At 49.6% G+C, this 26,132-nt stretch carries 15 protein-coding genes; 14 read left to right on the top strand and 1 reads right to left on the bottom strand.

Going from position 1 to position 26,132, the window contains the following annotated elements; genetic code table 11:
• Nucleotides 1-9: 9 nt before the first annotated feature.
• From KVT36_RS24025 to KVT36_RS23975, 11 genes are all read left to right on the top strand, one after another.
• Nucleotides 10-1,461, top strand: coding sequence for a RagB/SusD family nutrient uptake outer membrane protein (locus KVT36_RS24025; protein WP_217605995.1), 1,452 nt, complete (start codon nt 10-12; stop codon nt 1,459-1,461).
• A 28-nt stretch (nt 1,462-1,489) separates the two neighbouring features.
• Nucleotides 1,490-2,398 (top strand): putative zinc-binding metallopeptidase, encoded by a 909-nt coding sequence (locus tag KVT36_RS24020; RefSeq protein ID WP_217605994.1) that lies wholly within the window; start codon nt 1,490-1,492, stop codon nt 2,396-2,398.
• 18 nt (nt 2,399-2,416) lie between these two features.
• Nucleotides 2,417-3,712 (top strand): DUF4302 domain-containing protein, encoded by a 1,296-nt coding sequence (locus KVT36_RS24015; protein WP_217605993.1) that lies wholly within the window; start codon nt 2,417-2,419, stop codon nt 3,710-3,712.
• Nucleotides 3,713-3,759: 47 nt separating this feature from the next.
• Nucleotides 3,760-4,500, top strand: a complete 741-nt coding sequence (locus KVT36_RS24010; RefSeq protein WP_217605992.1) for a hypothetical protein — start codon at nt 3,760-3,762, stop codon at nt 4,498-4,500.
• A gap of 48 nt (nt 4,501-4,548) precedes the next feature.
• The gene (locus KVT36_RS24005; RefSeq protein ID WP_217605991.1) at nt 4,549-13,464 is read left to right on the top strand and encodes a gliding motility-associated C-terminal domain-containing protein; all 8,916 of its coding nucleotides are present in this window, start codon (nt 4,549-4,551) and stop codon (nt 13,462-13,464) included.
• 16 nt (nt 13,465-13,480) lie between these two features.
• Complete coding sequence (locus tag KVT36_RS24000; protein WP_217605990.1) at nt 13,481-17,587, top strand: PKD domain-containing protein; 4,107 nt, start codon at nt 13,481-13,483, stop codon at nt 17,585-17,587.
• Between the two features lie 105 nt (nt 17,588-17,692).
• On the top strand, nt 17,693-18,700 hold the full coding sequence (locus tag KVT36_RS23995) for a PorP/SprF family type IX secretion system membrane protein (RefSeq protein ID WP_217605989.1): 1,008 nt from the start codon (nt 17,693-17,695) through the stop codon (nt 18,698-18,700).
• A 22-nt stretch (nt 18,701-18,722) separates the two neighbouring features.
• Nucleotides 18,723-20,501 carry an OmpA family protein gene (locus KVT36_RS23990; RefSeq protein ID WP_217605988.1) on the top strand — a complete coding sequence of 593 codons (1,779 nt, stop codon included), beginning with the start codon at nt 18,723-18,725 and terminating at the stop codon, nt 20,499-20,501.
• Nucleotides 20,502-20,511: 10 nt separating this feature from the next.
• Nucleotides 20,512-21,555, top strand: a complete 1,044-nt coding sequence (locus KVT36_RS23985) for a type IX secretion system membrane protein PorP/SprF (protein WP_254640174.1) — start codon at nt 20,512-20,514, stop codon at nt 21,553-21,555.
• A gap of 50 nt (nt 21,556-21,605) precedes the next feature.
• On the top strand, nt 21,606-22,178 hold the full coding sequence (locus tag KVT36_RS23980) for a hypothetical protein (protein WP_217605987.1): 573 nt from the start codon (nt 21,606-21,608) through the stop codon (nt 22,176-22,178).
• Nucleotides 22,179-22,293: 115 nt separating this feature from the next.
• Nucleotides 22,294-22,881: an RNA polymerase sigma factor gene (locus KVT36_RS23975; RefSeq protein WP_217605986.1), complete on the top strand. Its 588-nt coding sequence runs from the start codon at nt 22,294-22,296 to the stop codon at nt 22,879-22,881.
• 145 nt (nt 22,882-23,026) lie between these two features.
• Here KVT36_RS23975 and KVT36_RS23970 read toward each other — a convergent pair whose 3' ends face one another.
• Complete coding sequence (locus KVT36_RS23970; protein WP_217605985.1) at nt 23,027-23,350, bottom strand: hypothetical protein; 324 nt, start codon at nt 23,348-23,350, stop codon at nt 23,027-23,029.
• A 280-nt stretch (nt 23,351-23,630) separates the two neighbouring features.
• Here KVT36_RS23970 and KVT36_RS23965 point away from each other — a divergent pair, with 280 nt between their 5' ends.
• From KVT36_RS23965 to KVT36_RS23955, 3 genes are all read left to right on the top strand, one after another.
• Nucleotides 23,631-24,737, top strand: a complete 1,107-nt coding sequence (locus KVT36_RS23965; RefSeq protein WP_217605984.1) for a DUF2911 domain-containing protein — start codon at nt 23,631-23,633, stop codon at nt 24,735-24,737.
• A 65-nt stretch (nt 24,738-24,802) separates the two neighbouring features.
• Complete coding sequence (gene trxA, locus KVT36_RS23960) at nt 24,803-25,120, top strand: thioredoxin (protein ID WP_089915441.1); 318 nt, start codon at nt 24,803-24,805, stop codon at nt 25,118-25,120.
• A gap of 32 nt (nt 25,121-25,152) precedes the next feature.
• On the top strand, nt 25,153-26,118 hold the full coding sequence (locus KVT36_RS23955) for a YheT family hydrolase (RefSeq protein ID WP_217605983.1): 966 nt from the start codon (nt 25,153-25,155) through the stop codon (nt 26,116-26,118).
• Nucleotides 26,119-26,132: the final 14 nt, after the last annotated feature.

Raw genomic sequence — 26,132 nt, 5'->3', positions numbered from 1 at the left:
GAGGACAAGATGATAAAACAACGTATAATCTTATCTGTGATTGCCGGCCTGCTAATGTTCACCGGCTGCAGGAAATACCTGGAGCAGGTGCCGGACAGCACATGGACAGACCTCAGCACGCCTGAAAAGGTAACGCGCCTGTTAGGTACTGCCTATCCGAAATCCAGCTACATCACTTTTTGCGAAGCCCTGTCGGACAATGTAGCTGACAAGGGGGTAGGACAAACAGAACGGGTGAATGAAGATCCGTTCCTTTTCCAGGATGTACGCAACGATAAGGAAGATTCGCCGGAAGCATACTGGATGGCCTGTTATAAAGCCATTGCCGCCACTAACCTGGCGCTGGAAGCCTGCGATAAAGCCGGCAATACAGAAGCCTACCGCCGTCAGCGTGGCGAGGCCCTGGTAGCCCGCGCCTATGCCCACTTTATGCTGGTAACCTTCTTCTCTAAATTTTATGATGCCGCTACAGCCGCTTCCGACCCGGGCATACCTTACGTAACGGTGCCGGAAACCGTAGTGTCTAAACAATATGAGCGTAAGACGGTGGCCTATGTCTATGAGATGATAGAAAAAGACCTGCTGGAAGGCTTGCCCCTTATCAGCGATGATGCCTATACAGTTCCACGTTATCACTTCAACCGGGCTGCCGCTTACGCTTTTGCCACCCGCTTTTACCTGTTTAAGAAAGATTATGCAAAGGTGCTGAGCTATGCCAACCAGGTATTTCCCAATAACGATTTTGGCGCTAACCTGCGGCCCTGGAACACCACCTACGCCAGCATGTCGCCGGAGCAGCTGTGGAACCAGTATACCCTGGCCACGGAAAATGCTAACCTGCTGCTGGCAGAAACGGCATCCGTTTACGGACGTTACGGCGCCCGTTACCGTTATGGGCTGGACTATGCGCATGAGATCAATATACTTACCTACAATGTAACCGGCGGCCGCTATATATACCCGGTATACTACTACGGTAACCAGGATTATTTTGTACCCAAGCTCAGCGAATATTTTGTAAAAGCATCTGTGAACGCAGAAATAGGCGATCCCTATGTAATGACGCCTTTGTTCACCACAGAAGAAGTGCTGTTCAACCGGGCAGAAGCCAATGTTTACCTGGGCAACAACAATGCCGTGCTGCAGGATCTGAACCTGTTTGCCAGCAAAAGGATCAGCCAGTACAATTCCTCCGCCCATATACTCACCGTTAACAAGATCAGGAACTACTACGGCATCAGCGATGTAAAGACTGCGCTGATCCAGACCATTCTTGATTTTAAACGGGCAGAGTTCATACAGGAAGGCATGCGCTGGTTTGATCTGCAACGCTACAAAATGCCGGTAACGCATTACACCATTACCGGGCAAACGCTGGTGCTTACTGCAGATGATAAACGCCGTGTGCTGCAGATCCCGCAATCTGCCACCAGCTCCGGTATTGCATTAAACCCAAGGTAAACGTGTGCCACACATAAACGCATAAAGAATGAAATCAATAAAAATACTCGCGCTCTTCGTTTCCATCGCTTTCCTGGCAGCCTGCTCCAAGAAAGATGACCTGAGCACTATAGACGATATACCCGGCCTGGGTGGCGATACCTGGGTGAAAGGCCCGCTGGATCAATGGTTGTATGATACGATCACCAAGCCTTACAATATTGCCGTAAAGTATAAATGGGACCAGTTTGAGTTTGAGCTGAACAAAACCCTGGTGCCGCCTAAGGAAGAAAAGGTGATACCCGTAATGTCCGCCATTAAAAAAGTATGGATAGATACCTACATGGATGAAGCAGGAGAGATCTTCTTCAAAAAATACAGCCCTAAGTTCTTCATCCTCTCCGGCAGCGCCAGCTGGAATGAGAACGGCACCATAACACTAGGCACCGCAGAAGGCGGCCGTAAAGTAGTGTTATACCTGCTGAATGATTTCCGCACCAAAGGCATGCCTGGTTATGTACCCCGCGATTCCGCCACGGTAAAACAAATGTTCCATGTAATAGAGCATGAGTTTGGGCACATCCTCCACCAGACCACTATGTACCCGCAGGAGTTCAGGCGCATTACCGCCGGTTTATACACCGGTAACTGGAATAACATTTCCGACTACGATGCCCGCCGGGATGGATTTGTAACCGCTTATGCCATGTCGGCATACGATGAGGATTTTGTGGAAATGATCTCCACCATGCTGGTAGAAGGTAACGCAGGTTTTACAAAGATCGTGAACAGCATTCCACCCGGTGTTAGTGTTAACGGCATTCCGCAGGAAGAGGCCCAGGCCCGCCTGCGTAAAAAGGAAGCAATGGTAGTAGACTACTTTAAAGCCGTATGGAAAATAGATTTCTACAACCTGCAAACTAAAACCCGGAAAGCCATTGACCGGCTGTTGTATTAGTCCTATAAAAAAAACATTATGAAACGATATCTATTATATCTCTTCCTGATCATCGCCACCTTCACCGCCTGTAAAAAGGAGGACGATCCCGTTTTTCCAAAATCACCGGATGAAAGGCTTAACGATACGCTCAACAAATACCAGCAAACCTTAACCGGCGCGCCTTATGGCTGGAAAGTGCTGATCTTCCCCGCCGGTGTACCGCACAGTGTGTTCAGCTTTTACTGCCGGTTTAATGATTCCAACCGCGTAGCCATGTTCTCTGACTTTGACGCAACTTCTTCTATCACGTTAAAGGAAAGCAGCTACCGTTTAAAAGCATTACAGCAGCCCAGCTTATTATTTGATACCTACTCCTACATCCATGTGCTCAGTGATCCGGATGGCGGTGTAAATGGCGGCGCAAATGGCCAGGGCCTGGGCTCTGATTTTGAGTTTGCGCTGAATGGTATGTCCGGCGACAGCATATTGTTAACCGGCCGCTTTAACAGAAGCAAAGCCTATCTTATAAAAGCCACCCAGCAGGAACAGCAGGACTATTACAACCTTAAACGGAACCGTGCTTTTGAGAACATCACCAAATTCCTCACCTACTTCAAACGCATCAGCGTTGGCAGCAGCCAGTATGAGATAAAGGTGAATATCTATGCACATACCATCCTCTTCACCTGGAAAGATGCTAATGGCGTGCTGCAAAGCATGGAAGTAGGCTTTTACTTCACGGCCACCGGCGTTGCATTCTCACCTGCATTTACAGATGGCATTAATACCATTACCGGCCTGGAAAATATTGTATGGAATGAGAGCACACAAACGCTGAAAGGCACCGGCTTTACCATTGCCGGTTTTGCCAAACCACTGGTAATAGACAGTACCGCAGCACGCCGCTGGTGGCAGCAGGGCCTGGACCAGGAATACTGGATTAGCCCCTATGGCTTCCATGACAATGGGGTAGATGATGCGTACAATATTACGCAACTGCCGGATTTTTATGCCCTGAGTTTTTGGCCGCAGTCCGGTACCAGTGGTGGCGTGAACTATGATCTGCTTGGATTTGTAACCCAAACCGGCGATCAGCAGCCAACAGTTAGTTATGGGCCTGCATTTGAACCGCCCAATTTTAGAACAGACGGTAAAGTGACATTTTCCTACCTGGGCGACTTTGGCAAGTATCCGCCTGACATAACACCCATTGCAAAAACTGTTAACAAGCTCATAGATGCCAACGGGTTTTACCTGGTACAAACAGGCGCCAGCAGTTATGATATGGTCAGTGCAAAAGATGGTAAGGCCTGGATCACATGGTTCCGTTAATAAAGCGACTATTCCATATAACCCTCAAATAGAAAAAGATACCAACAATGAAGAAGCTGAAATATATTATTTGGAGTGCAACACTGCTGTTCTCTTGCGCTAAGCAGGAACAGCCTGTAACGCCTGTGCAAAAAGATGCAATGTCCGTACAGGCCCCAGCATTGGTTGTTGCGGCTGCGGACGATATGCCGGTAGCGCTGGATCCTGCTTTTGTAAGCTGTTACGATAACTATACCGATACCATGCGTAACGGAGCTGCGCCAGGTGTGGGTTTGCAGACCTTTGTAGATTGTTTGGCCCCACAAACCAATAAATGGACACTAGGCTGGCCGGTCGAACATCCCGGCAAGTTGTATCCGGCAGCCCCTGTTTGCTATCCGTGTATACACCAGCTAACCAACTTTGATATGATGCTGGAGCTGCTGGAATTATCCGATGCCAGTACGCCTGCACAAACAGACCTGGCGCGTCTGTACCTGGAACCGTATAACGACATTATTACTACAGGTATTCTGCAAGGAGCGCCAGGCACTACCGGTACTCCGGAAGGTAAACATATTGCGGTGATGAACTATTTGAACACCATTAACACCATTACTACCGACGAAAGAATATTTCTGACCCGTTACATAAATATTTTGTTTGGCCGCTTAGTCATGCCACAAGCATGGGCCGAAAAACTCTATTACCAATTGTGGAAGATCGTAGACATCAATACAGGGAAAGTGCTGGGATACACTAAAGGCCCTACACTTTTTCTGACCACTATTGGCGTACCACGCGTATAAACCCCATAAGCATTATCAACCCGGATCATCTTGAGAAAAACTTGCTTTATGAGAAAATACATTTTTACACCGCTGTTTAAAATAGCACCGCTCTTCTGCTGTCTGCTGTTGTTAGCCTCAAGGTCTATGGCGCAAACAGACATCAGCATTGGCACCGGCACTACCGGCAATGGTTCCACCTTCTCTTATCCCTGCCCTATACAGGATTATTATGAAGGCAGCCGTGCGCAATACCTGTACAGAGCCTCTGAGCTGATAGCCGCAGGTATGGGCCCCGGTATGATCTCCGCCATAAAATTTAACGTAACCAATGTAAACGGAGCGGAGATTGTAGAACAGTATGCGCTTAAGATCGCTACTACCGCCATTACCACCCTGGGTACCACCAGCTGGGAAAATACCGGCAGCCCGGTATATGGCCCGGTAGATTACCAGCCCATAGCCGGTATCAACGCTTTTACATTTACCAGTGGTTTCTTCTGGAATGGTACAGACAATATCATTGTAGAAGCCTGTAACGGTGGCGATGACTACACCAACAACCCAAGCATTCCCTGGACAACAGGTCTGTCCTTCAATGGCTCCCGTTCCTATGTAGCGGACAATCAGGGTAGCCTGTGCGGCACCACTACCACTAATACCTCCGGCACAGCTACCACCCGTCCGAACATCATTTTTACCTGGACGCCCGCATCCGCCTGCACCGGTACGCCCAACGCAGGTACTGCAGTAACCAGCGTAAGCAGCGTGTGTTTAAATGAAAGCTTTAACCTGAGCTTAACCGGCGCCACCGTGGCATCCGGTTTAAAGTATCAGTGGCAGTCTTCTCCCAACAATAGCACCTGGACAAACATTCCCAATGATACCACCGCCGGTATCACTGCCACACAAACCGCAAGCACGTATTACCGTTGTGTAATAACCTGCGCCAATACCGGTTTATCTGCCAACTCCACCAGCGTGCAGGTAGCATCGCCCACACTGGTATCAGGCACTTTCTCCATTAACAAAGCCCAACCCACCGATCCTACGGGAACGCATAACTTCAACTCTTTTAACGATGCCTATAACTATATTAAGTGCGGCATCAACGGACATGTGATCTTTAACGTAGCAGCTGGCAGCGGCACCTATACGGAGCAGCTGAACATGACCGCAGTACCCGGCGCTTCCGCTAACGCCACTGTTACCTTTAACGGCAACGGGCAAACGCTTACATTCACCTCCACTAACGGCAGCCAGCGTGCGGTGATCAAGCTGGATGGGGCGGATCATATCATCTTTAATGACCTGGTCATCACCGCAGCCGGCAGCACCTCCACCGAATATGGTTTTGGCGTACAGCTGCTGAACGATGCTGATTCCAACGTGGTGAATAATTGTACCATCAATATTACCACCACATCCACTTCCCAGAACTATGCAGGTATAGTTGTCAGCGCCTCCGCTTCCAATGCCACCGGCACCGGCGATGCCAAGTGCGATGGCAATACCTTTAGCAATAATACCATTACCGGTGGTTACTATGGTGTAACCCTGGTAGGCAGTAATAACTTTGCCAACGGTAACAACCGTTTCACCGCTAACACCATTAAGGATTTTTATAACTATGGCTTTTATCTCAGCTACTCCTTCAATGCGCTGGTCAGTGGTAACACCATCTCCCGCCCGGCACGTACAGATGTGTCGGACTTTTACGGGGTGTACCTTACCAACCTCAATACCAAGGACAGTATCAGCAAGAACCGTATCACCGATCCGTTTGGCGGAGCACCCACCAGCACAGATGATTTTTACGGCGTGTACCTGACCGGTGTGGATGCATTAAGCTCCCTGGAAAACATTGTAAGCAATAACCTTATCTATAACCTTAGCGGTAACGGCAGTGTATTTGGTTTCTATAACAGCAGCTCCGATAACGTATATTTTTATCACAACACCCTGGCGCTGGATGGCAGCTCTTCCGGCAGCTCTTATGTAACCCGGGGTTTTAACTTTACTACCAGCCGTATAGATGGTATTAATTTCATCAACAACATTATCACCATCACCCGCAGCGGCCCCGGTCCCAAACATGCGTTGTACTTTGGCAATACTACCAGCACAGTGGTATCTGATAAGAACGACCTGTTTATTGCACCGGGCGTAGCCAATGCCTTCAGCGGTTACTTCTCCGCCAACCAGGCTACCCTGGCCAACTGGCAGGCCGCCAGCACACAGGATGCCGGTTCGCTGGCCTCTAATCCCATGTATGCATCCACATCTACCGGTAATTACAGCCCGGTAAATGCGTCTATTGATAACAAGGGTATGCCGGTAGGTATTGCTGCTGATATTAATAATGCGGCACGCAGCGCCACCACGCCGGATGTAGGTGCGTATGAATTTACACCGCCGCCTTGTACCGTGCCGCCCACACCAGGTACCGCCACCGTAGGCGCCACGCCGGTGTGCGTGAACAGCCGCGTGGCCCTGGGCCTCACTGGTAACTCTGTTGGTTTAACACAAACTTACCAATGGCAGATAGGTAATGCAGCAGCAGGTCCGTTCACAAACCTGGGCGGCCTGCTTACCAACCCGGATACCATCATCGTAGCATCCCTTACCTCTTATTACCGGGTAGCAGTAACCTGTAGCGGTAATACGGCTTATTCAACGCCCGTATTGTTAACCGTAACGCAGGCATTACCCGGTGATACCTACACCATTGATAAAACAGCCCCTGCCAACACGCCCAAGAACTATCTGAGCTTTGCAGCCGCCAAATCCGCGCTGGAATGTGGTATTGCAGGTCCCGTGATCTTTAACGTGGTAGCAGGCCGCACGCCATATACAGAGCAGCTGATCCTGGATTCTATTCCCGGCGCATCAGCCATTAACACGGTAACCTTTAAAGGCAACGGCAACACCATTGCTTACAGTTCTGATAATACGGATGAAAGAGCTGTGATCAAGCTGCGCCGTACAGACCATGTAACCTTTGACAGCCTGAAGATTGACGCCACCGGCACCGGCGACTACGGTTATGGTGTACAGCTGATCAGCAATGCAGACAGCAACACCATCCGCAAGTGTGAGATCATTATCTCCACCACCAGCTCTTATGAAGACTATGCCGGTATTGTGATCAATGCAGCAGATGATGATGCCTCCACTTACGGCGCCACCCTTTGCGATGCCAACGTAATTGACCGCAACACCATCACCGGTGGTTATTACGGCATTACCCTGGTAGGTGATGAGGACCTGATGCTGCTGAATAACAAGATCACCAATAACACGGTGAGGGATTATTACGCAGCCGGTATCCGCATCAGCTATACCAACAATACGCTGGTAGAAGCTAACAGCATAAGCCGCCCCACGCGTGATAACAGCAGCTATACCGTAAGCGGTATCAATACCTATGAGGCCAGCAACAAGCTGCTCATCACACGTAACCGCATCTTTAACCCCTTTGGCGGCGATGCCGGTAACACCAGCGATTTCCATGGCCTGTACATTCAGTACACCAGCGCCAATGGCGGAGCAGAGAACATAGTATCCAATAACGCGGTGTACGGTATTAATCATGACGGTTACATTTACGGTATTAACAACTACTATACAGACAATACTTACTATTACCATAACACCGTGTCGCTGGATAACGCCACCGCTACCACCGGTGATGCTGCAAGAGGTTTCTATATAGCAGGTGACGTAGCCGGTGTGCGTTTCTTCAACAACATCATCACCATTACCCGCGGTGGTAACGGCGCCAAACATGGTATTTATGTAAGCGGCACCAATACAGATCTTACATCAGACTATAACGACATCTATGTGAAAGGCGGCGGCAGCCAGAATTACTTTGGTTACTATAGCGGTAACCAGGCTACACTGGCAGACTGGAAAGCCGCTAACTTCCAGGACGAGCATTCCATTAGCATGGACCCGGTATATGCCGATATGCCGAATGGCAACCTGGCACCGGTAATAGCCCCGCTGGATAATACCGGCACACCGGTAGGCATTACCAACGATATACTGGCGGTTGTGCGCAGCACCAGCAAGCCGGATATGGGCGCGTATGAAATAACCATACCGCCTTGCGTGGCCCCGCCCAATGCAGGAACAGCTGTAGCCAACCCGGCAACCGATGTTTGCATGGGCGCCACCATTGCACTCACACTCACCGGTAACACTACCGGTGGCGGACAAACGTACGTTTGGCAGAGCGGTAAGGCAGCTGCCGGCCCATGGCGCGCCATCAGCGAAACCCGCTATGTGAAAGAGTATAAGACAGAGCTGACAATGGAGAACTATTTCCGTTGCCTGGTGATCTGCGGCGGGGATACCGCTTACTCCGTACCCGCACATGTGAACATGAATGCACCGCTGCTGTCCGGTAACTATACCATTAACCCGGCAGCACCGGTAAGCGCCACCAACTTCCAGTCATTTACACAGGCCGTAGCAGCCCTGGATTGCGGTATAGCCGGCTGGGTAACCTTTAACGCTTACCCCGGCACGTACACAGAACAGGTACGCATGCACAAAGTACCCGGCGCCACAGATACCAGCCGTGTTACTTTCCAGAGCCGCGATCATGCAGCCGCTTCCGTAACCTTAACGTTTAACGGAACCAGCGCTGCTAACTATGTTCTGAAGCTGGATAGCGCTAATTACATTACCTATAAGGAGATCACAATAAAATCAAACGGCACTACCAATGGCCGTGCCATAGAGCTGGCCAGCACCAGCTCTTACGACAGCATTAAAAATTGTATTGTAACCGCGCCCGCTGTAACCAGCAGCACTACCAATGTAGTAGGTATTTATGCAGATGATCTGAAAGGCGTACAGACTGTGATCAAAGGTAATACCATCAACAACGGCAGCAGCGGTATCTGGATCTCCGGTAGCTCCGATGCAGAACATGTATCCGCCCTGGTAATAGACAGCAATACAGTCAATAATGCTTACCAGTATAACATTTACACCTATTACACCAACAGTGTAAAGGTGAATAAGAATACCATTAACATTACAGCGCCGCGCGCCAGCACTTCTTACGGTATTTACACCGCTTACAGCGATACCGCTTTTGAAGTGAGCAACAACGCGGTGAACATCAGCGGCACCACCACCAGCACTTACGGTATTTACACTTACTATAGTGATGGTACTTCCCTGAAGCCTGGTAAAGTGGTTGGCAATAAAATAAAAGCCATTAGCGGCAATACCGGTTCGCTGTACGGTCTGGAAAACTATTACAGCAGCTACATAGATGCGGTGAATAATGTAGTAAGTATTAAAACCAGCGCCGGCACTGCCTATGGCTTATATGGTTATGGCGATGAATACGTTAACTATTACAACAACAGCGTACAGAACGCATCTGCCAACACTGCCAGCACCAATGCAGCAGCATACTTTAGCCCCAATGCAGCCGTGAAAGCGCGTAACAACATTTTTGCGCATATGGCCGGTGGTAAAGCCATGTACTTCCCGGGTAACGCGGACGATTTCAACAGTGATTATAATACTCTGTACACCACTGGTACAGGACTGGTTTACGCGGGCACGAATTACACTTCATTACAGCAATGGCGCGATGACGCGGATCTGGATATAAGCTCCATTGTATACAAACCCGCCTTTACAGACGATAGCACCCTGGCACCTGCCATAACGGTACCGGATGTATGGGCCATACATGGCCGCGGTGTACAGGTGCCCGGCAACGACCGTGATATTAATTACAAACCACGTCCCACTACCCTCATAGGAGGCGTACCGGATATGGGTGCATATGAATTTCTGCCCACGGTGCTGCCGCCGGCATTGCCCGCCACACCAGCCGCCCCTGCGCCCGGTGTAACGCAGACCTTTATGTTCGGTACTGATACCGTAACTAAAGTAACCTGGGGCCCCACTGTACCGGATACCATTTCTGTAAGAAGGTACTCCGGTGTAATACCGCCCAAGGTAGATACCTCCAAAGAGTTCATGTACTTCTATACGGAAATTGCTGCGCCGCAGCCCTATAGCTTTGGCATACAGCAGTACTACGTGGATTCCTGGCAGGGACGCTTTAAGAAGCAGGCAGATATTCGTTTAGGCAGAACCGTAGATACTTCCAATACCTGGGTGGTGAATGATAGCAGTAAAGTGATAGACGCCTACAACATCATATCAGACACCAGCCTTAATTACCTGAACAAATTCACCGGTCTTAAAGGCCATCTGCCAGATCCTCCGTCAGTGATACAGCCGGCAGACAGCTCTAACAGGGGCACCCGCTTCTGGGTAGGGTATGGCCACCACCAGTTCTTTGGCAGTGATAACAGCCAGGATATGGTGCTGTACCTGAGCGCAGAAGACAGCGCCAATGTGGTGGTGCGTATTAACGGCACCTCATGGGAAAAGCAATACCATATACCGGCTAACACGGTTATTAGCAGTGACCTGATCCCTAAAACAGGCCTCTCAGACGCCCGCCTGTTATCAGAAGGCTGGTCAGATAAAGGCATCAGCATAGAAAGTGATGTGCCCATTGTAGCCTACGCGCACATCTATGGCAGCGCATCATCCGGCGCCACCATGCTGCTGCCGGTAGGTACCTATGCGTACGACTATTATACGCTGGGATCCGAACAGTATTACAGCACCGATACCTATTCCTGGTTCTACGTAGTAGCAGATTATGACAATACCGTAGTTGAGATCACGCCCTCCAATCCTTCACTGGGTGGCCGTGTTGCAGATGTACCGTTCACCGTAACGCTGAACAAAGGCGAGGTGTACCAGGTATTAGGCGCCCTTAAATCCGGCTCTGAAGGGTACGATCTCTCCGGCAGCCATATTAAATCGGTATCCAACTCCGCTGGCAAGTGTTACCCGGTAGCCGTGTTCTCCGGCAGCAGCCGCACGGCCTTTGGCTGCAGCACCAGCGGAAGCAGTGGTGATAACTTCATCCAGCAGAACTTCCCGTCACAGGCATGGGGCAGGAACTACCTCACCGCACCAACTTCCGTAGATGATGATCCGTCCAGCTTTATGACCAACGTTTACCGCGTATTGGTAAAAGATACGGCCACCATCGTAAAAAGGAATGGCGTAGTGCTCACCGGCTTGATCAACAAACGCTACTACGAATACTATAGCGACAGTGCCGATTATATACAGGCCGACCAGCCGGTAATGGTAGCACAGTTCATGTCATCTTCCGGAGGTTGTGATAATACCAATGGCCTGGGCGATCCCGAAACCATCTACATCAGCCCCATTGAGCAGGGCATTAATAAAGTAGGCCTGTACCGGAATACAGAGGAGTCTATTGAGGTGAACTATTTAACACTCATTATACCCACTGCCGGTGTAAGCAGCCTGCTCATAGATGGCAACAATATCTTTGACCATGTATATGCGCATCCTAACCTGCCCGGTTATACGGTAGTAATAAAACGCTGGGATGCAGAACAGGCCCAGTGTACGGTAAGCAGCGACTCCGCATTTACCGCCATCACCTATGGCCTGGGCAGCGTGGAAAGCTATGGGTTTAACGCTGGTACGCTGGTGAAGAACCTGAACAGCAGGCCATCCTTTAACAATGTGTACGACAGCAGCGGCATAGCCAATGATTATACCTGCGCTAAAACACCGTTCCGCTTCTCCATGTTGTTATCGCTGAAACCCGCCACTTTAACCTGGCAGTTCAGCAAGGTAGCTAACCTTACCTCCAGCCAGGATGTAACACAGCAGAACCCAGTGCCGGTTGATTCTTCTATCGTGAACGGCCGCAAATACTTCCGCTTTGTGGTAGACAGTAACTATGTATTCAGCGCGCCAGGTACCTATTATGTGCCCATTGTAATGACGCACCCGGATATAGAAAGCTGTAACAACAGCCTGGAAACCATACTGCCCATTAAGGTAATAGCCGCACCGGTGGTTGACTTTACTGTAGCATACTCCGGTTGTGTGGCAGATACTGTGCAGTTCCGCGGCAACGCTACTACCGCCAATGGTGTAGGCATCAGCTCCTGGAAATGGGAATTTGGCGACAGTGATACTGCTACCATAAAAGACCCGCTGAAGAAATACAATGCACCAGGCACTTACAATGTGAAGCTGAGCATCATAGCTGCAGAAGGTTGTATAGGAGATACCACCTTACCGGTAACGGTAAATGCAGCACCCGCTGTTGCACTGGTAAAAGACAGCCTCACCGTATGCGCCGGCTCCAATGTAACCTTTGATGTACAGAACCCGGATGCAGACGCCACTTATAACTGGTACAGCGCCGCAACCGGCGGCACGCTCCTGGGCAGCGGTACCAGCTTAACAATACCCAACATCACCGCCACCGGCAGCTATTATGTAGAAGCTGTAAAAGATGGTTGTACGGGCGCCAGCCGCAAGCGTGCATTCGTAACCGTATTCCCGCAGCTCACTACACCGGTAGCGGAAATAGATACCATTGGCGTAAACATGATCCGCTTCAAATGGGCGGCTGTACCTAACGCCACCGGTTATGAAGTATCCATAGATGCCGGTTCAAACTGGATGCAGCCTTCCTCCGGACCTAACGGCTTAACACACACCGTATCCGGTTTACAGCCTGCACAGGAAGTAACGCTGATCGTAAAAGCCAAAGGTTGTGAAGACAAGATCTCTGCACCGGTAAGCGGTAAAACCCTGCCCGATGGCATCTTCATCCCCAATGCCTTCTCTCCGAACGGTGATGGTTTGAACGATGTGCTGCGCGTGTATGGTTATATCATCAAGGACATTCACTTCATGATCTTTAACCAGTGGGGCGAGAAAGTATTTGAAACAAATACGCAGACAAGAGGCTGGGATGGTGTGTACAAAGGCAAAGCGCAACCCTCAGGTGTGTACATCTATGTGTGCAAGCTGCAGCTGACAGATGGAACCATGGTAGAAAAGAAAGGCGCCATCAACCTGATCCGGTAACGTAAAACTGACGACCATGCTGAAGAAAATAACCTATCAAACCCTCATTTGCCTGGCCGGGCTGCTGTTCATAAACACAGCAGCCCACACCCAGAACCTTTCCAACAAAGGGAAAGAGTTCTGGGTGGCTTACGGCCATCACCAGTTCATGGAACCCGGTATGGACAATAGCCAGGAAATGGTGCTGTACCTGAGTGCAGAACAACCCGCCACCGTAACCGTAAATATTTTCGGCACGGCCTGGACAAGAACCTATAACATACCTGCCAATACGGTAATAGCTACAGAGCCAATACCCAAAGCAGGTTTCTATGACGCCCGCCTGTATTCACCGCCGCCATCTTTTGGTGGTACCGGTGGGGAAGGGGTGTTCACCAACAAAGGCATTCATATTGTAAGTAATGTACCCATTGTATCCTATGCCCACATTTATGGCAGCGCCTCATCCGGCGCCACCATGCTGATGCCCGTTGAAACATGGGGTTATTCCTATGCATCCCTCAACAGCCAGCAGGAATATTCAGACAACTGTTTTTCCTGGATGTATGTAGTAGCAAAGGACGATAATACCATGATAGAGATCACTCCCTCTGTGCCCAGCCGTAACGGCCGTGTACCAGGTGTGCCATTTACACAGGTATTGAACAAAGGACAGGTATACCAGCTCATAGGCGCCTCTTTAGGCGGCGGCGCAGGTAATGTGCTAACCGGCACCAAAGTAAAATCCATCGGCAATGCCGCGGGCAACTGCTTTCCCATAGCCGTGTTCTCCGGCAGCAGCCGCACGTATATTAACTGCGCCAGCGGTTTCCCCGGTGGTGGCGATAATAATATACAGCAGATCTTTCCTTCGCAGGCCTGGGGTAAGCTGTACTTAACAGCGCCTACCTCCACCAGCGATAAAGCCAATAGCTTTCATACCAACATTTATAAAGTGCTGGTAAAAGATCCCACCACAGTAGTAAAAAAGAATGGGATCGTATTAGGTGGTTTTATACCTGCCAGCTCATCTTACGAGTTTGAAAGTAATACAGCCGATGTAATAGAAGCCGATAAACCTGTACTGGTAGCACAGTTCATGTCGTCCACAGGCGGCTGTCCCAATACCAGTGGCCTGGGCGATCCGGAAATGATGTACCTGAGCCCACTGGCACAGGCCATTAACCAGATAGGCTTTTACCGTAACACGGAGGAGAATATTGATGTGAATTATCTCACCCTCATTATTCCTACCAACGGTGTGTCTTCCCTTAGTATAGACGGGGCGCTCAATGCCGCTTCCTTCACCTACCCGCACCCTAACCGTCCCGGGTATACGGTAGTGGTAAAACGCTGGACCGCCGCACAGGCACAGTGTATTGTGAAAAGTGATTCCGCCTTTACGGCCGTTACCTATGGTTTGGGCAGCGTGGAAAGTTATGGTTACAATGCCGGTACGCTCATCAACAACCTGAACGTAGTAGGCGCTATCCATAATTCGCTGGACTCATCTTCCACCACCAATGACTTTACCTGTAACAATACACCGGTAGAGCTTTCCGTGCTCATAGCTTATCAGCCCACCAAAATGGTGTGGAAGCTAAGCCAGCTGGGCGGGGTAGTAACGCCTAATGCAGATGTAACGGACAATGCGCCGGTAAGCAAAGGCACAGTACTGGTAGATGGGGTGCCCTATTATAAGTATACGCTGCCGCAGCAATACACCTTTAATACCATAGATACTTTTGAAATACCCATTCTTTCCACGCATCCCAGCATAGAGAATTGTAACAATACGGAAGAAGTGAAATTTACAGTGATTGTGAAAGGAAAGCCACGACCTAATTTTACGTATGCCCATACCGGTTGTACACTGGATACGGTATATTTTAAAGGCGATACCAGCAGCCTCAATGCATATAAAATAGACCGCTGGAAATGGCAGTACCCCGGCCCAGTGCTGGATAGCGGGCAAATGGTGCAACGGGTATTTGCACCCGGCACGCAAAACGTAAAGCTGACCGCCATTTCAAAAGAAGGTTGCGTAGGCGATACTACCATTGCCATTGTGATCCGTCCTAAACCCGTAGCCAGCTTCAACACTGCTACCAATGCCGTGTGCGAAGGCGGCAGCATACAGGTTACAGATGCCTCCACCTTTGGCGGCCCGGCCCCCATTAAAACCTGGTACTGGGATTTTGGGAACGATACCACGCGCTCCGTTACCACCAATGCTGCGCAAACAGCTATTTACAAAGGGTATAATACCTATACTATTAAACACGTGGTAAAAGTAAGCGACCGTTGTATCAGCGACACGGCTACTAAAACCGTGACGGTATATGCCAAACCGCAGCTGGGTTTTACTTACCCGCTGAACTGTTTACCGGTAGATGGTATTGTACAGTTTAACAGCACTACCACCACACCGGACGGGCAAGCCATCAGCGCCCACGCCTGGAACTTTGGGGACAGCACCGCCACACCGGCTAATCCCAATACTTCCGATGTAGCCAACCCAACACATACTTATACCCGCTACGGCACGTATAAAATCAAATACAGCGCTACTACTGCCAATGGTTGTACGAAGGATACTACTGTCTCCGCCACCTTTAACCTGAAACCAGCCCTGGCCTTCTCTGCGCTCACCGCAGTGTGCGAGAATGTGAAAACGCCGGTATCAGTAGCAAAAGGCAGCGTAACCAACGGTGTAACCGGTACCGGTACTTACCGCGGGCCGGGCACCAATGCCGTGGGCAACTTTAATCCCGCTGCAGCGGGCCCCGGCACACACACCATCTGGTATGTGTTCACCACCAATGGCGGCTGTATGGATTCTGTTTCAAAGACCATTACAGTATATCCCAAACCAGTGGCCGCATTTGCCGCCACGGCCAGCCTTTGCCAGGGCCAGGTAGCTACCATTACAGATAATTCTACCATTCCGTCCGGTAACATCACCAGCTGGAAATGGAGCTTTGGAGATGGCAGCAGCGCCACTTATACTAATGGCAATGCATTCACCCGCACCTACACCGGCAGTAACACCTATAACGTGAAGCTGGTAGCTGTGAGCGATAACAGCTGTGTAAGTGATACCGTTACGCACGCTATTGCCGTGCATCCGTTACCGGTAGCTGACTTTACATTGCCAACCGCTATCTGTATGCCGGAAGGTGAAGCAGCATTTACTAACCTTACTACGGTGTCAGATAATTCTGCATTAACCTACCAGTGGGCGTTTGGCGATGCTACTAATTCTACGGTAAAAGACCCTAAACATGTATATGCCAGCGCAGGCTCCTACACCGTGCAGCTGATCGCTAAATCAGTGTACGGTTGTACCAGTGATACGGCTAAAGTGCTGAGCGCTTTCTATAACAAACCTATTGCCAGCTTCCTGGTAGAGCCGGATACTTTGTGCCAGGGTACGGACAATGTGTTCACCGATAAAAGTACCGCCCCTAACAGCAGCATTACAAAATGGGATTGGACATTTGGAGACGGCAGCGGCGCTACCTCCCGTAACCCGGTAAAACGTTATGATGCACCGGGCAACTACGATGTAAGACTCACCGTTACCAACGCCATTGGTTGTGTAAGCAATGCTTTCACCAACAAAGTGCTGGTGTACCTGCAGCCGGTAATAGATGCAGGCCCTTCCTTCGTAGTACCGGAAGGCACTATGCTGCAATTCAATGCAACAGCCAATGATTCCTCCGTGCTTACCTTCCGCTGGACACCCTCCGGAGATTTCCCGGATCCATCCATCCTGCGCCCTTACCTGCAGGCCATGCGCGATGAAACATATACCCTCACCGCAGTAGGGCAGGGCAACTGCTCCGCTGTGGATGCCTTAACTGTAAAAGTGTTGAAACCCGTAAAAGTGCCCAACGCATTTTCCCCCAATGGCGATGGTATTAACGATCAATGGGTCATTACCAACCTGGCCGATTATCCCGGCGCCACAGTAGATGTGTATAACCGTTACGGACAGCGCGTGTACACCTCCAACGGCTACAACGTAGCATGGGATGGCACCTGGAATGGTAAGGCATTACCGCTGGCCACTTATTACTATGTAATTAAGCTGCAAAGCGGTTTCCCGCCGCTCACCGGCAACGTAACCATTTTGAGATAACAATAAAAAACAATTCACATGCAACCGTATCTGAGGACATTAACCAACGCGCACATGGACACAGTGAGGTGCCATGTGGTCAACCAAAAAATAAAAATTGTACGTATGAAACGTTTTACCAGAACCCTGGGTTTGCTGATCGTAGCAACACTCTCCGCCTTAAGCACACGGGCGCAGATAGATCCGCACTTTTCCCAATACTACGTGTACCCCTCCTGGTTAAACCCCGCCTTAACCGGTGCGTTTGACGGTGACTACCGTCTGTCGGCTATTTACCGTACGCAGTGGGGTAATATCAGCAGTCCCTTCTCCACCTTTGGTGCAGCAGCGGACATTACCACCGACAAGAATTTCAACTTTGGCGCCAGTGTGCTGAACCAGTCAGCCGGCGATGGCGGTTACAACTACACCACCGGGTATGCTAACGTAGCCTACACCGGTGTAAAGTTTGGCGCTATGCAAACGCACCAGCTGGCTTTTGGTATGCAGCTGGGTTTTATACAGCGCAAGTTCGATCCCTCCAAGCTCACCTTCGGTGACCAGTGGAATCCCATCACCGGTTACAACCCCGGCACCAGCTCTGCAGATGTGTTTAACAAAACTTCTGCAATGTCCTTTGATGCCGGTGCAGGCGTATTGTACTATGATGCAGAACCGGGAAAGAACTATAACATTTTCGGTGGCTTCTCCGTATCACACCTTACCCGCCCCAAAGACCAGTTCAGCGATAAGGGCGATGCCCGCATACCCATGCGCTACATTGGACATGCCGGCGTAAGGCTGCAGCTGGGCCAGGGTTTTACCTTAACCCCTAACGCCATGTACATGCGCCAGGGCACTGCTTCTGAAAAAATGTTTGGCGCTTACGGGCAAATGAATGCTGCCATGAACACTGATTTCCTGCTGGGCGCTAACTACCGTGTTAAAGATGCCATCTCCGTATACGCTGGTTTCATTTATAAGACCATGACACTGGGCGCCAGCTACGACATCAATAATTCCGACCTGGGCAAAATGGTGAAAGGCGCCAACAGCTTTGAAGTATCCTTAACCTTCATTGGCCGTAAGAAATACAAGGCGCAGGAAGTAGAATTTGTTTGTCCAAGATTATAATAACACGATTCAAAGAAAACTCATGAAAAGAATATTCTTAGTTGCAGCGGTAGTGTTAATGGGCATGGCAGCACAGGCACAGTTCACCTACGACTACCTGAAGGCCGGTGATTTTTACTATAAAAAGGCCGACTACAATTCTGCCGCACAGTATTATGAAAAATACCTGGCCTCCCGCAAAAGCATTATCCGTTCTGCATCATATAATCCTTATACAACCGGTACGCTCAGCAAAAAACAGGTAACCCCTGTAAGCAGCGAGCAGCAAGCCATCTATTACCTGGCAGAAAGTTACCGCCAGCTGCATTACTATGTAAAGGCAGCGCCTTATTATGAAGAAGTATTGGAGTTTGATAAAACGCAGTTTCCCCTGGCAGCCTATCATTACGCCACAGCATTACGTGCACTGGAAAAATATGAAGCCGCACAAAAAGCCTTCACCTATTTTCTGAGCATCCACGAAACAAAAGATGAATACACTGCAGCCGCAGAGCGGGAAGTAAAGAACCTGCAGTTTATACAGGAGCAGCTGCACCGCAGCGATCTTTCACAGTACTCCGTGCACAAGGGCGCCACCGGCCTTAATACCACCGGCGCCAGCTATGCACCCGTATGGCTGAACGACGGTACTTTAATATTCACCTCCACCCGTCCGGACAGCGCTACAGATAAGAACCATGTGCACCTGAACCGGGTATACCAGGCCGCTGTAACAGCTGGCAGCGCATCTAACATTACCCGTTTGGAGCTGCCGCAGCCGCGGGATATACACCAGGGTGTGATCAGCATTGCACCGGATGGCAACACCTTATTCCTGACCCGTTGGAAAATAGAAGATGGTAAAAAGATCGCCAACATATACCGCAGCAAAAAATACGGCAATGCCTGGAGTGAGCCGCTGATCCTGGATGAGCAGGTGAATGCTGCCGGTTACAATGCACAGCAGCCTTTTGTAATGCCCGACGGTAAGCACCTGTTATATGCCAGCGACCGCAAAGGCGGTTATGGCGGTTATGATCTCTGGTATGCTGACCTGGATGTAGATGGCAAACCTCTGAACAGCCGCAACCTGGGCAGCACCATCAACAGCGCTGATAATGAGCAGGCGCCTTACTATCACGCAGCCAGCGGCATGCTGGTATTTTCTACTGATGGTGGCGTAGGCATGGGCGGTTACGATTTCTTTTACAGCAAAGGCAGCCTGGATAACTGGGAGACGCCTGTGAACTTCGGCTACCCGGTGAACTCCGTAAAAGACGATATCTACTTTGCCAGCAAAGGCACAGAAAAAAATATCCTGGAAAATGTGTGGATAGGCTCTGACCGCGCAGCAGAATGCTGCCTGGAATTATTTGCCCTCAACAAAAATATTCCTGTACCGCCGGATACTATCAAGGCGCTGCCGCCGGTAGTAAAAGAAGTACCGCCACCCGCAGTTGAAACACCCACCATCCTGCAGAACGTGTACTATGATTTCAACGTAGCCACGCTGAAAACAGAATCATACCCTGCGCTGGATGTGCTGGTGGATATGCTGCTGCAGCACCCGGATCTACGCATTGAGATCAGCGCGCATACAGACAGTAAGGGTTCCGACGCGCTGAACGCCCGCCTTTCTGAAGCAAGGGCCAGGAACGTAGTGGAATACCTGATCAGCAAAGGAGTTGATAAGGAAAGGCTGCAGTACAGGGGTTATGGCGCTGCACAGCCCATTGCACCCAATACTACGCCGGATGGAAAAGATAATCCCGAAGGAAGGCAGAAGAACAGAAGAACAGAGTTTAAAGTGCTGAAACCTTAAAACAAATGTTATGCAGATATCTATTAAAAGATGCATGGCGGTTGCTTTAATGATCTGTATGGGGGTGCATTCCGTGAGTGCGCAACAACAACCGCATTACACGCAGTACATCATGAACCCGTTTATTATTAATCCGGCCGTGGCAGGTATAGAGAACTACTGGGATGTAAAGGCCAGCCACCGCCACCAGTGGGCAGGGCTCAACGGTTCGCCGGTAACCACGTATTTAACCGTGCATGGCCCGCTGCGCAAAAGTGATTATCCGCAGGCATCGCCAACGGGTTTTGAAATAGAAGGTACCAACCCGCGCGGCAGGGCCTATTGGGCCGACTATGAAGCGCCGCCTTCACACCCCGGTGTAGGTTTCACCTTGCTGAATGACAGGACCGGCCCCTTAAACCGCGTTTCTTTTAGCGGCACCTATGCACATCATATAGGCCTGGCGCCCCGCACCAGCTTAAGCGCCGGTATCTCACTAGGCATGCAGTCCATTACGCTGGATGCTTCTAAGCTGGAGCTGCAGAATCCCAATGATCCTGTGATAGCCGGCAGCACGCTGCTGAATACCTGGAAGCCGGAAGTAGCCGCCGGTTTGTGGCTTTACTCCGCAGATTACTTCATTGGTTTATCGGCCCAGAATATTATTCCCATGAACCTGGGTTTTGATGAAGGCAAGGTAGTAGGGGATTCTGTATACCGTGGTAAGCTGATCCCGCACCTGTTCCTCACCACCGGTTACCGTTTGTGGCTATCGGAAGATGTTACGCTGATGCCCTCTGTAATGCTGAAATACATAACAGCAGCGCCGGTAAGCTTTGATGTAAATGCCAAGGTGCAGTACCGCGACCGCATATGGGCCGGCGCATCTTACCGCTATAAGGATGGCGTAGCAGCTATGCTGGGCGTGAACATCAGCTCCACGTTCAACATTGGGTACTCTTATGATTACACAGGATCTTCCTTAAACACCGTAAGCCGTGGCTCACATGAGATCCTGGTCGGGATCCTGATCGGTAACCGCTATGGCGATCTGTGTCCGCGCAACGTATGGTAACAACAATAAACAGTTTATTCATTTTTCAACCAATACAAACAAGAGTTTTTATGAAACGTTTTTTCCAAGCATCATGGTTTATTCCCTGTGTACTTGTAATGTCTGTAATGTTTACAGCAATATCCTGCTCTAAAGATGGTGATCCCGGACCCGCCGGCCCGGCCGGTCCAAATGGCCCTGCTGGTCCCGCAGGTCCTGCCGGCCCTAAAGGGGATACCGGTACCGCCAACGTAATTTATTCAGGCTGGCTGGATATAGCTTTTGAGCAGGATACCTCATCCGGCACCTGGATAGCCAGCCTGGATGCACCGCAGATCACACCCGAAGTATTAGCAGGAGGTGAAATAAAAGTATACATGAACCTGAACTCTGCTGCTGATCCGCTGGTAGCGCCGCTGCCTTATTTTGACGGCGACTACATTATTAATGTACGTTTTGTGGAAGGCCTCATAGGGCTGCTGGCTAACGGCAATCTGTCAACCGTAGAAGATGATAACGGCGTTAAGTACCAGCAGGCGCGTTACATCGTGATCCCCGGCGGTACCAGCGCCCGCAAGGCAGCAGCAGGTATTGACTGGAATGACTACAAGCAGGTAAAAGCCTATTTGCATTTAAAAGACTAAAGACTGATCTACTAATAACTCCATCACAGATTAGATTATAGGAAAAAGGGCTGCCCTTTTCAGGGCAGCCTGTTATTAATCTTAACCTTTTTTGGGAACCTCTATTACAGTGTTTATGAACAGATATTGTGACTTTACCGACGAAGAATTAATACAGCATTATTTATCCGGCGACAACAGCGCTTTTACGCGCCTGGTGTACCGGCATAAAGACAGGATCTTTACCACCATTGTATTGCTGGTGAAAGACCGTACCCTGGCAGAAGATATTTTCCAGGAGACTTTTATAAAGATCGTGAATGCTTTAAAGGCCGGGCATTATACGGATAACCACCGTTTTGTAGCCTGGGCGGCGCGCATAGCGCATAACTGCAGCATTAACCACTTCCGTAAGGTGCACGTGTCGCTGCCGGTAGTGCTGGGCTACAGGGAGGAGCTATCCGAAAACTTTGCAGGCATAGAGCCCAGCGAAGAGCAGCGCCTTATTATCCGGGAGCGGCAGCAGGAGCTGCATGGCATGCTGGATATGCTGCCTGCTACACAAAGGGAAGCATTGATACTGCGCTATTATGCCGACCTGAGTTATAAGGAAATAGCAGAGGTGGTGAATGTAGGCATTAACACCGCGTTGGGCCGTGTACGTTATGCCATTATGAACCTGCGTAAGATCATGGAACACGCCAGGGAGAATGCCATCGCATAAAATAAATTGCGCGTGTGAAAATAAGAGGTGGTTAACGGTTTACAAACATTATACATTATTTGCTGCGGAAGAACTTTTGTATAAAAGGTTTCGCCTGTTATTACCTGTCTGACAAATGTAAGCGGTAATAACAGGCGTTGCGCGGCTATTTTTCAGGAGCCGGTTTAGGTGCTTCTTTTTTATCAGCAACCACTTTTACCTTTTTGCCTGCAATGGCTTTCTTTACCTTTTTACCTGCAATAGATTTTTTGCCAGCAGCAGCCTTTTTTGCAGTTTTCTTATTAACAGGTGCTTCTTTTTTAACCAGCGGTAATCCTTTGCTGAAGGCTTTAGCTGCTTTCTTCACCCGGTTCTTGAATTTCTTCTCTCCCAATTGTTCCTTCCAATTGGTAAGCAGTGTTTCAAACTGCTGTTCAATTGTTTTACGGGTATCCTTACTGGATGCTTGTCCCTTCTTAGTTTCAGACATTGAAAATTGTTTGTTTATAAATTATGAGTAATGTGTGGTTACATAAAGTTAACAATTATATAACCCCAGCAATGTTAAGTTTTTTAAAAAGCCACATAAAACCTTCGTTGTAAATTCGTTATAAGGGTATAATATATTGATATTAGGTGCTATGTTTACGGTGTTTACCTGTGCTGCACATGAATAGTGCAGCCTCCCATCCCTGTATTTACAGCCTCCTTCATAATTTAATTGACAGCCTCTGCCAGGTTCGGTAGCTTTCCGGGTAAATAATCCCATTATGAAAGCATCAATCTGTCTTGTAGCCGCCATCATCTTTTTACCACTCATAACATCCGCGCAATTAACCACTGCGCCCAGTGGTAATAATAAAAAAGCATCTGTTAGCGAACGTATTGGTTTAACGGATGTAACCATTCATTACGACCGCCCCGGCGTAAAAGGCAGGGAAGGCAAGATCTGGGGGCAGCTGGTGCCCGTTGGTTTTACAGACCCTGGTTTTGGCAGCAGCAAATCTGCCCCCTGGAGGGCCGGCGCCAATGAGAACACTACTTTTGAATGTACCAATGATGTAAAGATAGCCGGCCAGCCTTTACCCGCCGGCAAATACGGATTTTTTGTAGCCTATGGCCCCGATGAATGCACCCTCATTTTTTCCAAGAACTCCAGTTCATGGGGGCAGTTCTATTACAATGAGCAGGAAGATGCCCTGCGGGTAAAAGTAAAACCCGTGGCGCTGGCTAACAGCGTGGAATGGCTGAAATACGAGTTCATGAATGAAACAGAGAACACCGCTACCGTGGCCCTGGAATGGGAAAAGGTCAGTATCCCCTTCACTGTTGAAACTGATTATGTAAAAGATCAGATCGCCTCCTTCCGCCGTGAATTAAGATCAGACAAGGGGTTTAACTGGCAGGGCTGGAACCAGGCCGCCCAGTGGTGCGTACAGCATGATACCAATTTGGAGGAAGCCCTGCTGTGGTCCGATTCCGCTACCAGTGCAAATTTTGGCGGCGACCGCAGTTTCCCGGCCTGGAGCACCAAAGCGCTGGTGCTGAATAAGCTGGGACATAATGATGAAGCCACCGCTGTTATGAAAAAATCGCTGCCCTTAGCCGGCATGAACGAGATGCACCAGTACGGCCGCATGCTGGTACAGCAGAAAAAGCCTGCAGAAGCGCTAGAAGTGTTTAAGCAGAATTTTGACAAACATCCCAACGAGTTCACTACCCTTATGGGATTAACACGCGGCTACTCTGCCACCGGGGATTATAAGTCCGCATTGAAGTATGCCCGCCAGGCCTTATCCCTTGCGCCCGACCAGATCAATAAAACCACGGTGCAAGCCGCTATTGATAAGCTCAGCGCAGGCAAGGATGTGAACTAACGGCAGCAGCACCTGCCAGTCTGGCCTACGGCCCTATTTTTGATGAACAACAGGAAAAAGGGGCTATGGAAACTAAAAATGCGCAACCAACTTTTGGTGAGCTTATAAATGGTAATAAACCGGTGCTGGTAGATTTTTCCGCGGAATGGTGCGGCCCATGTAAAATGATGCCGCCCATTCTTAAAGAGCTGAAGAACATGACCGGAGATGATGTGGTGATCCTGAAAATGGATGTGGACCGCAATCCCAAGCTGGCAGCAGCTTACCAGGTACAAAGCGTGCCTACCCTCATGGTGTTCCGTGGCGGTGAGGTAAAATGGCGGCAAAGCGGTGTAATGAATGCCCGGGAGCTGAAAGGAGTGATCGATCAGTTTAAAGGGTAAATTTCCCGCATCCGCAGTATCTTGCTGCATATATGCCGGTCATTCAGTCATCTACTTACAAACCACCATTCTTTTTACGGCATCGTCATTTACAGACGATCTATCCCGCTTTATTCCGTAAGCTGCCGCGCGTTCATTATGAGCGTATACGCTTTACCACCGCTGACCAGGATTTCCTGGACTTAGATTTCAGCCGCATTGGCAGTAAAAAGGTCGTGCTCATTTTACACGGGCTGGAAGGGAATGCTACCCGCCAGTATGTAAAAGGTATGGTGCACATCTTTAACCAGGGCGGCTATGATACGGTATCCATGAACTTCCGCGGCTGCAGCGGAGAACCTAACCAGCTGCTGCGTTTTTATCATAGCGGTGAAACCGGCGATCTGGGACAGGTAATAGATCACCTTACCACATTAGATCAATACGATAGTATTCACCTGGTGGGTTTCTCTTTAGGCGGCAATGTAACCCTTAAATATTTAGGTGAGCAGGGCGTGGATATTCATCCCTCCATCCGTTCTGCCGTAACCTTTTCTGTTCCCTGCGACCTGCAGGATAGCTCCGTTGAATTAGAGAAAAAGCATAACACGGTATACATGCGCCGCTTTATCCGCGAGCTGGGTTTAAAGCTGCAGGCAAAAGCACAACGTTTTCCCGGCATGATCAACCTGGACAATTACCACACTATCAAAAGCTTCCGGGAGTTTGATGACCGTTATACCGCGCCTATTCACGGCTTCCCGGATGCGCTCACGTACTGGGACCGCTGCAGCTCCAAGCCTTTCCTGGAAAACATCCGCATCCCTACCTTGCTCGTTAATGCATTGGATGATCCATTTTTAGGCAAAGGCAGCTTTCCTTACGAAGCAGCTGCCCGGAATCCTCACTTTTATCTGGAAACGCCCAGCCATGGCGGGCATGTGGGTTTTGTAACTTTTGGCGGCACGTTTTACTGGTCAGAGCGGCGGGCGTTTGGGTTTATCAGCAGGAATGCCTGATAAATAAAGCGGCA

This window comes from Chitinophaga sp. GbtcB8 (genome assembly GCF_019091455.1).
GTDB lineage: Bacteria > Bacteroidota > Bacteroidia > Chitinophagales > Chitinophagaceae > Chitinophaga.
The sequence above is the reverse complement of the archived record's forward strand: the minus strand, read 5'-3'. Positions and strand labels throughout refer to the sequence as shown.